We start from the raw sequence: 11,736 nt of genomic DNA on the forward strand, positions 1-11,736 counted from the left end.
AAGAAGTAAGAAGCTATATTTATTGCTGGAATATATAGTGTGTTTATTTAAATGAGAACTAAATAAAGAAGGAGAAAAAACTAACTTTATTCAAATTTCTATGGTAAAATTATTTAGAATTTTAGGAAAAGAAGGTGGACTCACATAGAACCCTCGAAAGTGACAGTTAATTATTTTAGAAAAAAATTACGTAGCCAAAAAAGAAAAACGGCGTTGATGTTTTTTATTGGTATCCTAATTGGTGGTGGTATCAGTTTTAATATCTACTATTGGTATCCTTTATTACAAAAGCAATTTGAACTGCCTATGATTGCCCAATTTGGTAAAAATAACCAACCTTTAAAACCAGAACCAACAATCACGACTCAAAGTTCTAGTAAAGAAGAAACAACTACATCAACAAGTGAAGAAGATTCCTCTATAAAATATAGAACCAACCCCATGGAATTTACAAAAGTGGATGCTAAATACCAAGGACTGCAACAAGAATTAGAAGGAACGATTAGTCAGTACGGTGTTTCAGGAACAATTCTTGCTATAAAAGACAATAAAGTCGTTCTTCATAATAACTATGGAAAAGCATTGGAATATAGTTCTAATTCATTGGAAAGTACTTATATGATAGCGTCAGTTCAAAAATTAATAACTAGTATTATGTTAATGAATTTAATAGAAGATGGAAAAATCGATCTAGATACTAAGTTATCGACTTATTATCCAAATATTCCAAATAGTGAAAATATAACGATTGATCAAATGTTATCAATGACTTCTGGATTATTTTTAAGCGAAAAATTATCAGGAACAATGTCTAAAGAACAAAGTATTGAATATGTCGTAAATAATGTAACCTATGAGCCATTAGAAAAATGGAAGTACTCTGATGTTAACTTCTTCTTGTTAGGAGCTATTATTGAGAAACTATCAGGTGTTAGTTATGAAGAGTACTTTGAAAAAACGATAAAAACACCACTTGAACTAGAACATACAGGTTTTTATGATGTTTATAATCCGCCATTAACAATGATTCCATCATATAAAATGGATGATTATGGTAATGTGGATCCAACACCGTTATTCTATTCAGAATCTAGTTTGATTAATGAATTAGGAACAGGGAATATGTATATTTCAACAGGTGATTTAGTTATTCTTTTACAAGGGCTATTTGATGAAAAACTAGTACCAAAAGATATTATAAAAAAAGTATTTACTAGAAATCCAGCTTCTGTTTCATATACATATAAGGCTGGTTTATATGATCAAGATACTAATTATTATGGACACGGTGTGTTTAGAGGTAATGAACCGACATTAGTTGTTAATAAAGATGCTAGTGAAGGAGTTATCTTTTTGAGTGATGTTTATACGAAAGATAAAAGAAATGTCGATTTAACTAAAAAATTATATCAACAGGTAGTTAATTTTCAATCTACGACAAATTAAAAGAATGAGATTTGCTTTTTATAAGCAAGTCTCATTCTTTTTCATTATGGTTAATTATTTAATAACTGAGTGTTCGAGGGTAACTAACAGAAATAGTGACAATAATAAGGATAGCAGTTCCTAATAAACTGATATCTGTTTTTAAATCAGATGTAGCCAATAATAAGTTGAAGATATTTATGATTAAAGCTGTCGTAGGAATCGCAAGCTTTAACTGATTATCAGAATTAGTTAAATCTCTTCTGATTAAAAAGAGAGTGAGTAAAGCTAATAATGGTGTAGTGACAAACAATCCAGTTGTGGATAAGTTATTGCTAAAATACCAAGGAAGAGAAGGAATGCTAGATGACAAAATAACTAAATTGACCACTAAAACAACAACTAGGAAAAAATAGATTTTTTTTCTACGACTAACAACTTTCATAATAAATACCTCCTTATAATTAATGACTGACCGACAATTATCTTAATTATAGTGTCACATGTTTCCTCATTCTATACCTCCGTCTGTAGTCTGATTTTGTTATCTTATTTTAAAAAATTAGTAGTTAATTAGAGTTTATTCTATACTTAATTAATAATATACTTCCAATTGACTGTGTAGTTACTACATGGTTTATAGTGAGATAATAAGGAGTTGATTGAGATGGAATTGTTATCAACAGGTCAATTAGCAAAGTTATTTGATATACCTAAGGGAACCATTAGGCATTATATTAACGAAGAGTTGTTAACTCCAATTGTTAATGAAGAAAATGGTTATCAACAATTTACAGAAAAAGATGTGTATAAGTTATATCAGATAGTTTTTTTGAGGAAAATAGGGCTTTCAATTGAGGAAATAAAAGAAACATTGAAAAAAGATGGGATTTTAACTTCCCTAAAAGAAGCTAAACAAGAAATAGCTAATCAAATTCTTGAATTAAAAAAAATTGAAGAAACCGTAGATCATATCTTGTTGGCGAATGATAAAAAAGAATCAACAGAGATGTTTTTTGAAGATAAAAAGATACGGTACTTGAAAGAAGTACCAACCAATTTATTAACAGAAAATAGCATTGATTTATTAACTGCTAAAGAATTAGGTTTTTCACATTTAGAATTATTTTATTTTCTTGTTTCTCCCATAGGACAAGAAAAAATATATGTTTTAGGAACTAAATCAGATCATGACAAGGTGTTAAAGCATGGTACCTATGCCTGTAAAGATGTGGAGATAGCAACAGAGAACCAGCTTGAAAATGAAATAGAAAGCTTATTGGCAGACCCTTTATTTGAGGTAAGCTCTGAAAAAGAAATCATATGTTATGAGAATATTTATCGCTCCCTTGGCTATAGAGATAAATCTTTTTTTACATTTGAAATTGCTTTATAGGAGAGAAAGTATATGGAATACACAGGGGAATATAATATTTTAAAACGAGTGGGTGAGGATTATATTCAAATCCCCACAGGTCTTAAGGAGAAAGGATTACATACTGATAATGTGATGACTTTAGTAAGAGAATTTTTTATTGCTAAGGAACTAAAAGAATTATCTAATCTCGAATCTATATCTGCTAGTTATCCGTTAAAGAAAAAAACAATCAAAGAAATAACTAAAAAAATAGCAGATGAGGCCGTTGATCAAGGGATATCTTTTTTAGTAGATACCTTGATTGAAGTCACACTAGATATAGATATGAGTACTAAGCCAAAAGATAGTTTATTTAGTGAGTTGGTGAGCCATTTGCTTAATGAGGAAGAACGAGATTATCTTGTTTCGATTGGAAAATACAAAGAAAAAGAATTATTTTTTGAAAGTATTTTGCCAACTTCAGAAGAAATAAGAAGTAGCTTCCATACAAGATATGAAGCCGATTTTTTTGTAGCTCATGTCTCTTTAAATAGTTACCGAGAAACAAAAGATTTTTTCTTAAAAGATTTAGAAGAATCCTTTCAAAAATGGCATACAGACATATTTTTAAATCAAGAAAAAGACTATGAGTTTTATTATCAAGACGTGGTTTATCCGATGAAGAAAACAAAAAATAATCAAGTAAGTTATAACTTATTTACAATGGATTTAATATTGGAATAAGATAAGCCAGTATCACTCTCTAGTATATTAGTTGTTGCTATGCTAGAATAGGGCTGACTTCCAAACAGAACGGAGAATTTATCCATGCTTAAACTTATTATCGCTGGTTAATAACTTAACCAATTTAATAGAAAAGTGAATCTAATTTTTTTCAGTTAACTAACTGAAGGCTATTTAGTGACGCTTTTAGCGATAAAGAGAGCAGATAAATCCAATAAATATCGCAGATCCTTTTTTAGGGTCTGTTTTTATTTAGCAAGGTTAGAGCAATCTAACCTTGTTTTTTCTGTTTTAGGAGGTGATGCATCTAAAGAATCAATTAATGTCATAAAAAAATATATATTTATCAAGGAGGAAATTTAATGAAAGACTATCAATTAACCAATAATATTAAAGAAAATAAAATATGGCGAAAAAGTTTTAATGAGTTAGCAGAATTAACCTTTGGTATTAATTTTGAAGAGTGGTATCAAGCAGGTTTTTGGGGAGATAACTATATTGCTTATGCCTTATTAGATGATGAAAAAGTGCTTGCAAATGCATCTATTACCAAAAGTGAGCTGGTAATTAACGAAAAAACGTATCAAACGATTCAGATAGGAACAGTTATGACTGCGCCTGACTATCAAGGAAAAGGACTATCCAGACAACTTGTAGAAAGAATTTTAATTGACTATCAAAATAAGGTTGATTTTATCTATTTATTTGCTAATGAAACAGTATTGGATTTTTATCCTAAATTTGGTTTTAAACGAGTAGATGAATTATTAATAAAACAAAAACTAACTAAAAAGAGAACTCAAAAGTTAGGACTGACTAAAGTAACTTTCTCTGAGGTTCAAGATAAAGTCAAAGCGATTATTAAAAGTGCTGATAAATCTTACTTACAATCATATTTATTGGATGATACGAATTTAAAATTATTTTATTATGGAACAGTTTTTTCAGATGAATTTTATTATATTAAAGAATTAAATGTCTATTTGTGTTTTGAAATAGAAGAAAACAGATTAGATTTGTTTGATGTACTGACTAACAAATCGATTTCTATAAAAGCTATTTTAGATTATTTACCTTTAGAAAACATTACTGATATTTGTTACCATTTTGATTTGAAAGAAAAGGAAGGATTGTTTTATGAGGTAGCACCTTGTGATGAGGATGCGTTATTTACTTTAGGGATTGATTCTGAAGTATTAGAAAGTGTTAAATTACCCTTCTTTAATCATGCATAACAAAAAAGTAGAGGTCATTTTTTATTGGCCTCTACTTTTTGTTGTTATGGGGTTATCCAATATCGACGAACTAATTTGTTAGTAGTTGGGTCAATTTGTTTATTTTCTAAAATCCCAAAATTAGCTTCAATGATTTTGGCTGAGCCAATGTTGTCATCGTCACATGTCACAAGAACTTTATCTATTTCAAACTCTTTAGTAAGAGGAAGAGTTTGTTTTAAAATAAATTTACCATACCCTTTTTGTCTTTCAGAAGGAGCGATTGAATAGCCAATATGCCCAGCATAGTTAAATAAGTAATCGTTTAATTCCGTTCTAAGATGGCTTAAACCGACTATTTTATTATCGGTTGTTCGTAGCAACACATATTGATGGCCTGGAACAAAAGATTTATTTGGCATTGTTTCTTTATTTTCATATAAAAATAAATGATGTATCCATTCAGAGATATCTTTGAAATCAGCAAGGGAACTAGAGCCAGCAATCCCATTTGGAGAGTCAAAAAATTCAGATTGATAAATTAAAAGTGCTTGTTCTAATTCTATAGTAGGTTTTATTAATATTAAGTCATCCATGTGAAGTCCTCCTTATTATTTTTAATAGTATAACATATATTTTTTAGGAGTGATTAAAGATAATTAATTATCGTTATTCGATAATTAATTGTTGTTTTATGATTAAAGTAGGCGTATGATATAGTCAAGGAGTTGATAAAAATGTCAATTAAAAATTTTAGAAAATTATCTCGGTTTTTAGAAAGTTTGTTTAAAGTCACAAGTATTTGTTTAGGGCTGGGGTTAGTGGCATTGTTAGTAGGAAGTATTTTGAGTATGCTTGGGAAAATGAATATATCTACTAGTCTACTTGAAATGACTGGAACAAGAGTGGAAGGTTTAGAAATTTTTTCTTTTAACAAAGGCAATTTGGATGAGCAAACTAAATATTTAGCTTTATGTCTCTCAGGAATTGTTTTAAGAAGTGCTCAAGCCTATGCTTTTTGGCAAGGTGGTATTCTGTTTTCCATATTAAAAATAAGTAATCAGCCATTCTCAAAAAGATTTTACAATATATTAAGAAAAGTTGGTTTGGTATTAATTGTGTCAGATATTTTATCTCCATTAGTTTATTACGTGTCAGCAAGTATTATGATGACAGGTGGTTATACATTTACCTTATTAACTTTTACGTCTCAATCACTGATTGGTTTAATTTTGATTTATATCGCAGAAGTTATTAGATATGGAAACACCTTACAAAAATTCACAAATGATGTGGTATAACAAGGAGGAAATGATGTGGCAATCGTCGTTCGATTGGACAGAATGATGGCAGATCGAAAAATATCTTTAAAGGAATTGGCAGATGAAGTTGGCATAACAAATGTTAATTTATCTAAACTAAAAACAGGCAAAGCAGCAGCTATTCGCTTTTCTACTTTAGAAGCAATTTGTAAGGTTTTAGAGTGTCAGCCAGGAGATATTTTAGAGTATGAAGAGGATTAATCAATTTATTTATCAAAAAAACCATTAAATACAGAATTACTGACAAAAGTAATTGAGTATCTAATGGTTTTTTATAACATTTTAAAAATATCGTATCGTTCTCCTTGTAACTGATAACCCTGTTTAAGGTACATATTTCTAGGTGTGTCATTAGCATCAGCAAGTAGAATAATAGATTTTTCGTTAGATAATTGAATAGTTTTTTGTTGTAAATAGCTAGCTATTTTTTTATTTCTAAAGGTTGGGTCAACAAATAAATCATCAATTTCTAGAGTGCTACTTGTTTCTATTAGATTGAGACAACCAGCAGGCTGATTCTCATAGTAAGCAATTAAAAAAGTTAATTTCTCATCTTTTAATTGCTCAACAATCAAGTTATTTTTTCGTTTAGCATAATCAGTACCATATTCTTTGTTGACGTCGTATCTCAATTTAAGCAAGTCATCAAGAGTATCTGAAGAAACAACTTTTACTTCAATTAAATGATTAGGAGGTAATTTCGGAAAGTTATCCTTTTCAAGAATGAAAAGTTCTAATATATCAGAGGTATAATTATTATTGCCAATATAATCTTTCAACTCTTCAGAGAAAGAGCAGTTTTCAGGGAATCTAAATTTTAAATGTTCTTGTCCGTTATTTTGATGAAACACTGTTAAATAGTTTTCAATAGCTATAAATTCAGCTAAGGAAGGCATCTTTTTAAATTGGATAAAATTTGCGTCGTATAAGTCTAGAAAATCTGAAAAATGATTGTGTTGAAACAAGTCATCCTCTTTAATGATATGACCTAAGGAAAATAAAGAATCAAATGTCATCTTGTTTGTCATAATAATCTCCTTTCACATTGTATTAAGTATAACATTGTTTATTTACTAAACAGTATTAGAAACAAAAAAATAGATGCCGCTAGATTCAGCGACATCTATTTTTTATTCTATTATTCCCCACTCACTAGGTGGCCAAATGGTTACTTTCGCTTTTCCAATAATATTATCTTTTGGAATAAAACCAACTTCTGGATACCGACTGTCTTTAGAAACTTGGCGATTATCACCTAATACAAAATAAGTGTTTTCAGGAACCGTTTCATGACCTGTTAACTCACCCAATGTAAAATCAGGTGTTAAGGGAGCGTTGTTTCCTGCTGCATGCCATTCATTTTTATATTCTGTTAAATACTCTTCTGGTAAAGGTTCACCGTTAATATAAAGCTGATCAGATTTGTAACTAACTGTGTCACCAGGTAATCCGATTACGCGTTTAACATAATTAAGCGACGGATCATCGGGTGCTACTAAAGGCACAACATCGAAACGCTTAACATCGCCTAATTTATAAGCAATCGCTTTTTCTCCATCTACTAGGGTTGGCATCATGGATTCACCTTGAACTTTAATAGGTGAAGCAACGAAAATTCTCACACCCACTAGTAAAATTAAAACAGTTGCAAACCAAACTAAATCTTTAAATATTGCTTTCATTTTTATCACCTTCTGTCACATATAGTAGCATAAAAAGATGAAAATTAGCGAAAAGGGTGCTAATTTTCATAAAATAGTCACTAAATATTCCATTTTTTATTTTGATCAAAAAAGGTAGCTTCACTAAATGCTTCTTGAATAATGGAATCAGGAAAGCCCATGCTATCTATTAAATTAATCGCATTTCGTGAAGTTGCCACACCTGATTTTAATAAATAATCAAATGTGACACCATCTTCTTTCGTAACAAATTCTGCAAAGTGGATATTATCACACTCTTTTTGAAGAATTTGTGGAAGTTCAATATCATGAGTGGCAATAAAAGCTAATTGATTTTGTTTTGTTAACCAACGAATAACGCTAGAAGAAGCTGCAATTCGTTCAATCGTATTAGTTCCTTTTAAAATCTCATCAATGAAAGAGTAACAAAAAATATCTTTTTGAACGATTTCAATTAAACGATATAAGGATTTTAATTCTGCGATAAAATAACTATCCCCATCAATAACGCTATCTTGAACACCCATAGAGGAGATAATCTGTCCTCGTCTAAGATCGAAAGAAGTTGCTAACGTTGTATTAATTGTTTGAGCAAAAAGAGCATTAATTGCTACAGACCTAACATAGGTAGATTTTCCAGAGGCGTTTGAACCAGTAATTAAAGTACTTTTATGCCAATTAATAGGATTTGGAACAGGCTCATTAAGTAAAGGATGAATGACAGCAGTCGCTGTTATGCCAGAGTCAGAAAAATTAGGATGGCACCAATTGTCTTGATAAACGGTTCTAAAATTTAGAACCGCAATGGCAACTTCTAGTTGTCCCATTAAATCCCAAAGAATATTTGCTTCTTTATTATAGGATGTAATTCTTTTTGATAAAATCCCAAAGGAAATAAAAGGAAGTAAAAAGGCAGCACTTAACATCTCAATAAAGAGTTCAGATTCACTCCCGCTTTTGACGCGAAAAGCAAAACCTAATATTAAAGCGGATTTAAAATGCTTCACGTGTGCATAAAAATCATTTTTTAAAGGTGTTTCTTTTTTGCTTAATAGATTACTTAAAGAAAGGCTTTGAACAAGATAATTCATAGCGTTCAGTTCAATTTCAAGTTGTCCTTTTTTTACTAAGTAAAGGATGGTATTAATGCACAGACCTATAATAGCAACAATCAAGCCAGGAGCTCCAATAAAGAAAGCACTAAAAAAACTAATAATAGGTAGGACACCTAAAAAAATATATAAAAAATGATTATCTAAAGGTTTTGTTGTTTGTTCACTTAAATAAATTTGAGCATAGTTAAAATCTTTTTTCCCAATTCTAGCAAATAAAAAAGAGGTTTGCTCTCTTTCTTTAGGATGGGTCTCAAAAAATGAAATGAGAGATTCCAATTTATCTAGGTCATCATTATTTAAGTTATATTGTCGTAAAGTGTTGTAAAGAGCTTCGGAACCAATACTAGAATAAGTTAGGTTCATACGCTTAAAGCATAAAAATAAATCCAAATCATTCCATGTTGTTTGATCGATAACTATTTGTTTCTTTTTTTGATTCAGCTGATAGGCTTTGAACAAACTATCTTCTGAATCTTTTGGTAGAGACCGAGGAAGATTTCCCCAATCGGCTTTAATTTGTTGTTTTAATTTTAACCTATTTATGTAGTCAGTTACGATAATAAATAGAATGATACCTAAAATGAATAAACTCATCATTAATTGTTCACTCATAAAATCCTCCTCCTAAGTCTTTTTTTTAATTGTATCATAGACAAATAGAGTCTGTTTGTCAGAATAAGAGGATTGTTCTATACTTATATAAAAGGAGTTGATTTGAATGAGTTATGAAGAAAAAGATTGGATACTAAGGCAAATTAAACAAATCGCAGCAGGATTAGGAAAAATGTTAAGTCGTGAGAGTGTTATAGAAATTGTTAATTTGGAAGCAAGTGTAGCAGATAGTTTAACACTGGATGAATTAGATGATATTTTATTACTCATTGCAGCAGAAGAAAGATACTCAACTTCTGGTACAGAATTGACAGGGATTACAGAAGAAAGACTCGCAGAATTAATGACAGATTTTAGCTTATTAAGTTCAGATGAAAGAGAAGTATTGCAGAAGTACGTAGCAGATAAATAATTCTTGACCTAAAACCGGTTTTAGTCGCTATAGTTAAGAAAAATACTAGGAGCGATTTTTAAATGATTAAACATATATTTTCAGATTTAGATGGCACATTATTAAATGAATCTGGTCAAATTACACAAGAAACAGAGCAAACTATAAAAGATAAAGGTATTCCTTTTACTTTAGTTTCTGCAAGAACACCAAAAGACATGGCTCCTATTGTATCAAAATTAGGATTAGAGTCACCTCAAGTCGCATTTAATGGTGGCCTCATTTATTTACCCAAAAAAGATGGTCACGAGATTGTATCAGAACACTATCTTCAGTGGGATTTGGCTGAAAAAATGATTATGTTAATTCAAACTTATTACCCTCATTTAGGGTTTAGTTTTTATGATGATGCGAATTGGTACACATGTTCCTTAGATGAAGGAATAAAAATAGAAGCAAGTATTGGAAGTCAAACGCCTCAATTAGTAGATAGAAATGAATTTTTTAAAAGAAAACCAGTCAAAATTTTTAAAATCATGCTTTGGATTTTTGATGAAATTGAAATGATTAGAGTAGCAGAATTTCTTAATTCTTTAGAGATTAAAGAGTTATCAATTGTCCAATCTAGCAAGTTTACATTGGAAATTACCGACTGTGAGGCTCAGAAGTCAAGAGGCATAGATTTTATTTTAGATCATTATCAGTTGAAAAAAGAAGAAGTTGCTGCTTTTGGAGATGGTCACAATGATATCCCGATGCTAAAAAAAGTAGGGCATCCAGTGGTAATGGAAAATGCATCCGATGAAGTCAAAGCTCATGGTAAGTACGTCACTAAAAGGAATACTGAAAATGGTGTTAGTTATGGAATGAACACTTTTTTTTAAGGAAAGATGGAGGTGAAAAAGATGCCAACAATACATGATATCGCTCGAATGAGTGGTTACTCAGCTTCTACTGTTTCCCGTGTTCTTAATCAAAAAAATCATGTGTCAAAAGAAGCAGAAGAGGCAATCAGAAGAGCGATTAAAGAATTAGACTATGTTCCCAGTGATATTGCTCGAGATTTAAGTCGAGGAAAAACTCTTAACATAGGAATTGTATTACCGCATACGAAGCACCCGTTTTTTACAGATATTTTAACAGGAGCAATCAATGCGTCATTTTTAACCGATTATCATCTTGTCATCTTACCCTCTGCATACGAAGAGAAAAGAGAGAGAGGTTATTTGGAGCAATTAAGAAGTCGTGCTTTTGATGGCTTAATTTTTACCTCTCATGGTTTACCTTTAGAAACGCTTGCTAAGTATCAAAAATATGGTCCGATTGTCTGTTGCGAAAAACCTTATGGCGTAAATATTTCAGCAGTATACTCAGAAAGAAGTATCGCGTTAAACAGTTCATTGAAGTGGTTGAGAGACAATAAGTATAAACAGATAGGTTTTTTTCTAAGTCGAGAAGAAAAGATTAGCGCGACAAGTAAAGAAACACTAGGTGCCTATCGAACTATTTTTAATCAAGAACCAGAAAGTAATAGAGTGAAAACAGGTGTCGCAACTTATAAAGATGGTTATCAAAAAGCTAAGGAATGGCATGAAGAGGGTGTAGCAATTGAAGTCATTTTTTCAAATGGAGACGATATTGTTGCAGGAGCTAGACAATTCTATTTAGATTATCAGTTAAAAATGCCTTACTTAGTAGGCCAAGAAAATCAATTAAGTAGTCAGTTAATGTCAATATCTACAATTGATTATCAGTTTTTAGAAATTGGTAAAAAAGCATTTGAATTAGTTTTAAAAGAAAATGGTATTGAACAAGTAAGTGTCCCATCGCGATTTATTTTAAGGGAGCAAGTAAGTTAAACATAGAATGAGAGA

Annotated in this window: 14 protein-coding genes; 9 read left to right on the forward strand and 5 right to left on the reverse strand. The window is 30.6% G+C overall.

The annotated features are described in order from the left end of the window. Nucleotides 1-159: 159 nt before the first annotated feature. Complete coding sequence (locus tag ACODH8_RS12660; RefSeq protein ID WP_332466707.1) at nucleotides 160-1,446, forward strand: serine hydrolase; 1,287 nt, start codon at nucleotides 160-162, stop codon at nucleotides 1,444-1,446. Nucleotides 1,447-1,504: 58 nt separating this feature from the next. Here ACODH8_RS12660 and ACODH8_RS12665 read toward each other — a convergent pair whose 3' ends face one another. After that, nucleotides 1,505-1,870: a hypothetical protein gene (locus ACODH8_RS12665; RefSeq protein WP_420517756.1), complete on the reverse strand. Its 366-nt coding sequence runs from the start codon at nucleotides 1,868-1,870 to the stop codon at nucleotides 1,505-1,507. A gap of 222 nt (nucleotides 1,871-2,092) precedes the next feature. On the opposite strand from ACODH8_RS12665, the gene ACODH8_RS12670 reads away from it, so the two are divergent. The 3 genes from ACODH8_RS12670 (at nucleotide 2,093) to ACODH8_RS12680 (ending at nucleotide 4,761) form a co-directional block, all read left to right on the forward strand. After that, the gene (locus tag ACODH8_RS12670) at nucleotides 2,093-2,821 is read left to right on the forward strand and encodes a MerR family transcriptional regulator (RefSeq protein ID WP_332466705.1); all 729 of its coding nucleotides are present in this window, start codon (nucleotides 2,093-2,095) and stop codon (nucleotides 2,819-2,821) included. Nucleotides 2,822-2,833: 12 nt separating this feature from the next. Beyond that, the gene (locus tag ACODH8_RS12675; RefSeq protein WP_332466704.1) at nucleotides 2,834-3,526 is read left to right on the forward strand and encodes a hypothetical protein; all 693 of its coding nucleotides are present in this window, start codon (nucleotides 2,834-2,836) and stop codon (nucleotides 3,524-3,526) included. A gap of 362 nt (nucleotides 3,527-3,888) precedes the next feature. Next, on the forward strand, nucleotides 3,889-4,761 hold the full coding sequence (locus ACODH8_RS12680; protein WP_332466703.1) for a GNAT family N-acetyltransferase: 873 nt from the start codon (nucleotides 3,889-3,891) through the stop codon (nucleotides 4,759-4,761). 44 nt (nucleotides 4,762-4,805) lie between these two features. On the opposite strand, the gene ACODH8_RS12685 is transcribed toward ACODH8_RS12680, so the two are convergent. After that, complete coding sequence (locus tag ACODH8_RS12685; protein WP_332466702.1) at nucleotides 4,806-5,336, reverse strand: GNAT family N-acetyltransferase; 531 nt, start codon at nucleotides 5,334-5,336, stop codon at nucleotides 4,806-4,808. A 141-nt stretch (nucleotides 5,337-5,477) separates the two neighbouring features. On the opposite strand from ACODH8_RS12685, the gene ACODH8_RS12690 reads away from it, so the two are divergent. After that, nucleotides 5,478-6,041 (forward strand): hypothetical protein, encoded by a 564-nt coding sequence (locus tag ACODH8_RS12690; RefSeq protein ID WP_332466701.1) that lies wholly within the window; start codon nucleotides 5,478-5,480, stop codon nucleotides 6,039-6,041. Between the two features lie 42 nt (nucleotides 6,042-6,083). Further along, on the forward strand, nucleotides 6,084-6,263 hold the full coding sequence (locus tag ACODH8_RS12695; protein ID WP_420503964.1) for a helix-turn-helix domain-containing protein: 180 nt from the start codon (nucleotides 6,084-6,086) through the stop codon (nucleotides 6,261-6,263). A gap of 71 nt (nucleotides 6,264-6,334) precedes the next feature. Here the strand turns inward: ACODH8_RS12695 and ACODH8_RS12700 are convergent, their stop codons facing one another. From ACODH8_RS12700 to ACODH8_RS12710, 3 genes are all read right to left on the reverse strand, one after another. Beyond that, entirely contained in the window at nucleotides 6,335-7,090 is a 756-nt protein-coding gene (locus tag ACODH8_RS12700) for a GNAT family N-acetyltransferase (protein ID WP_332466699.1), read from the reverse strand. Between the two features lie 102 nt (nucleotides 7,091-7,192). After that, nucleotides 7,193-7,744, reverse strand: coding sequence for a signal peptidase I (gene lepB, locus ACODH8_RS12705; RefSeq protein WP_332466698.1), 552 nt, complete (start codon nucleotides 7,742-7,744; stop codon nucleotides 7,193-7,195). A gap of 80 nt (nucleotides 7,745-7,824) precedes the next feature. Continuing rightward, entirely contained in the window at nucleotides 7,825-9,471 is a 1,647-nt protein-coding gene (locus tag ACODH8_RS12710; RefSeq protein ID WP_332466697.1) for a MutS-related protein, read from the reverse strand. Nucleotides 9,472-9,577: 106 nt separating this feature from the next. On the opposite strand from ACODH8_RS12710, the gene ACODH8_RS12715 reads away from it, so the two are divergent. The 3 genes from ACODH8_RS12715 to ACODH8_RS12725 all read left to right on the forward strand — a co-directional run bounded on the left by ACODH8_RS12715 (nucleotide 9,578) and on the right by ACODH8_RS12725 (nucleotide 11,721). After that, complete coding sequence (locus ACODH8_RS12715) at nucleotides 9,578-9,883, forward strand: hypothetical protein (RefSeq protein WP_332466696.1); 306 nt, start codon at nucleotides 9,578-9,580, stop codon at nucleotides 9,881-9,883. A 62-nt stretch (nucleotides 9,884-9,945) separates the two neighbouring features. Then, nucleotides 9,946-10,746, forward strand: coding sequence for an HAD family hydrolase (locus tag ACODH8_RS12720; RefSeq protein ID WP_332466695.1), 801 nt, complete (start codon nucleotides 9,946-9,948; stop codon nucleotides 10,744-10,746). Between the two features lie 21 nt (nucleotides 10,747-10,767). Then, nucleotides 10,768-11,721, forward strand: a complete 954-nt coding sequence (locus ACODH8_RS12725; RefSeq protein WP_332466694.1) for a LacI family DNA-binding transcriptional regulator — start codon at nucleotides 10,768-10,770, stop codon at nucleotides 11,719-11,721. Nucleotides 11,722-11,736: the final 15 nt, after the last annotated feature.

The organism is Vagococcus fluvialis, from assembly GCF_048815235.1.
Classification (GTDB): Bacteria; Bacillota; Bacilli; order Lactobacillales; family Vagococcaceae; genus Vagococcus.

Excerpts from the sequence above, each read along its gene's own strand:
- ACODH8_RS12665 (WP_420517756.1), bottom strand. The coding sequence starts at position 1,870 with ATGAAAGTTGTTAGTCGTAGAAAAAAAATCTATTTTTTCCTAGTTGTT.
- ACODH8_RS12670 (WP_332466705.1), top strand. The coding sequence starts at position 2,093 with ATGGAATTGTTATCAACAGGTCAATTAGCAAAGTTATTTGATATACCT.
- ACODH8_RS12675 (WP_332466704.1), top strand. The coding sequence starts at position 2,834 with ATGGAATACACAGGGGAATATAATATTTTAAAACGAGTGGGTGAGGAT.
- ACODH8_RS12680 (WP_332466703.1), top strand. The coding sequence starts at position 3,889 with ATGAAAGACTATCAATTAACCAATAATATTAAAGAAAATAAAATATGG.
- ACODH8_RS12685 (WP_332466702.1), bottom strand. The coding sequence starts at position 5,336 with ATGGATGACTTAATATTAATAAAACCTACTATAGAATTAGAACAAGCA.
- ACODH8_RS12690 (WP_332466701.1), top strand. The coding sequence starts at position 5,478 with ATGTCAATTAAAAATTTTAGAAAATTATCTCGGTTTTTAGAAAGTTTG.
- ACODH8_RS12695 (WP_420503964.1), top strand. The coding sequence starts at position 6,084 with ATGATGGCAGATCGAAAAATATCTTTAAAGGAATTGGCAGATGAAGTT.
- ACODH8_RS12700 (WP_332466699.1), bottom strand. The coding sequence starts at position 7,090 with ATGACAAACAAGATGACATTTGATTCTTTATTTTCCTTAGGTCATATC.
- lepB (WP_332466698.1), bottom strand. The coding sequence starts at position 7,744 with ATGAAAGCAATATTTAAAGATTTAGTTTGGTTTGCAACTGTTTTAATT.
- ACODH8_RS12710 (WP_332466697.1), bottom strand. The coding sequence starts at position 9,471 with ATGAGTGAACAATTAATGATGAGTTTATTCATTTTAGGTATCATTCTA.
- ACODH8_RS12715 (WP_332466696.1), top strand. The coding sequence starts at position 9,578 with ATGAGTTATGAAGAAAAAGATTGGATACTAAGGCAAATTAAACAAATC.
- ACODH8_RS12720 (WP_332466695.1), top strand. The coding sequence starts at position 9,946 with ATGATTAAACATATATTTTCAGATTTAGATGGCACATTATTAAATGAA.
- ACODH8_RS12725 (WP_332466694.1), top strand. The coding sequence starts at position 10,768 with ATGCCAACAATACATGATATCGCTCGAATGAGTGGTTACTCAGCTTCT.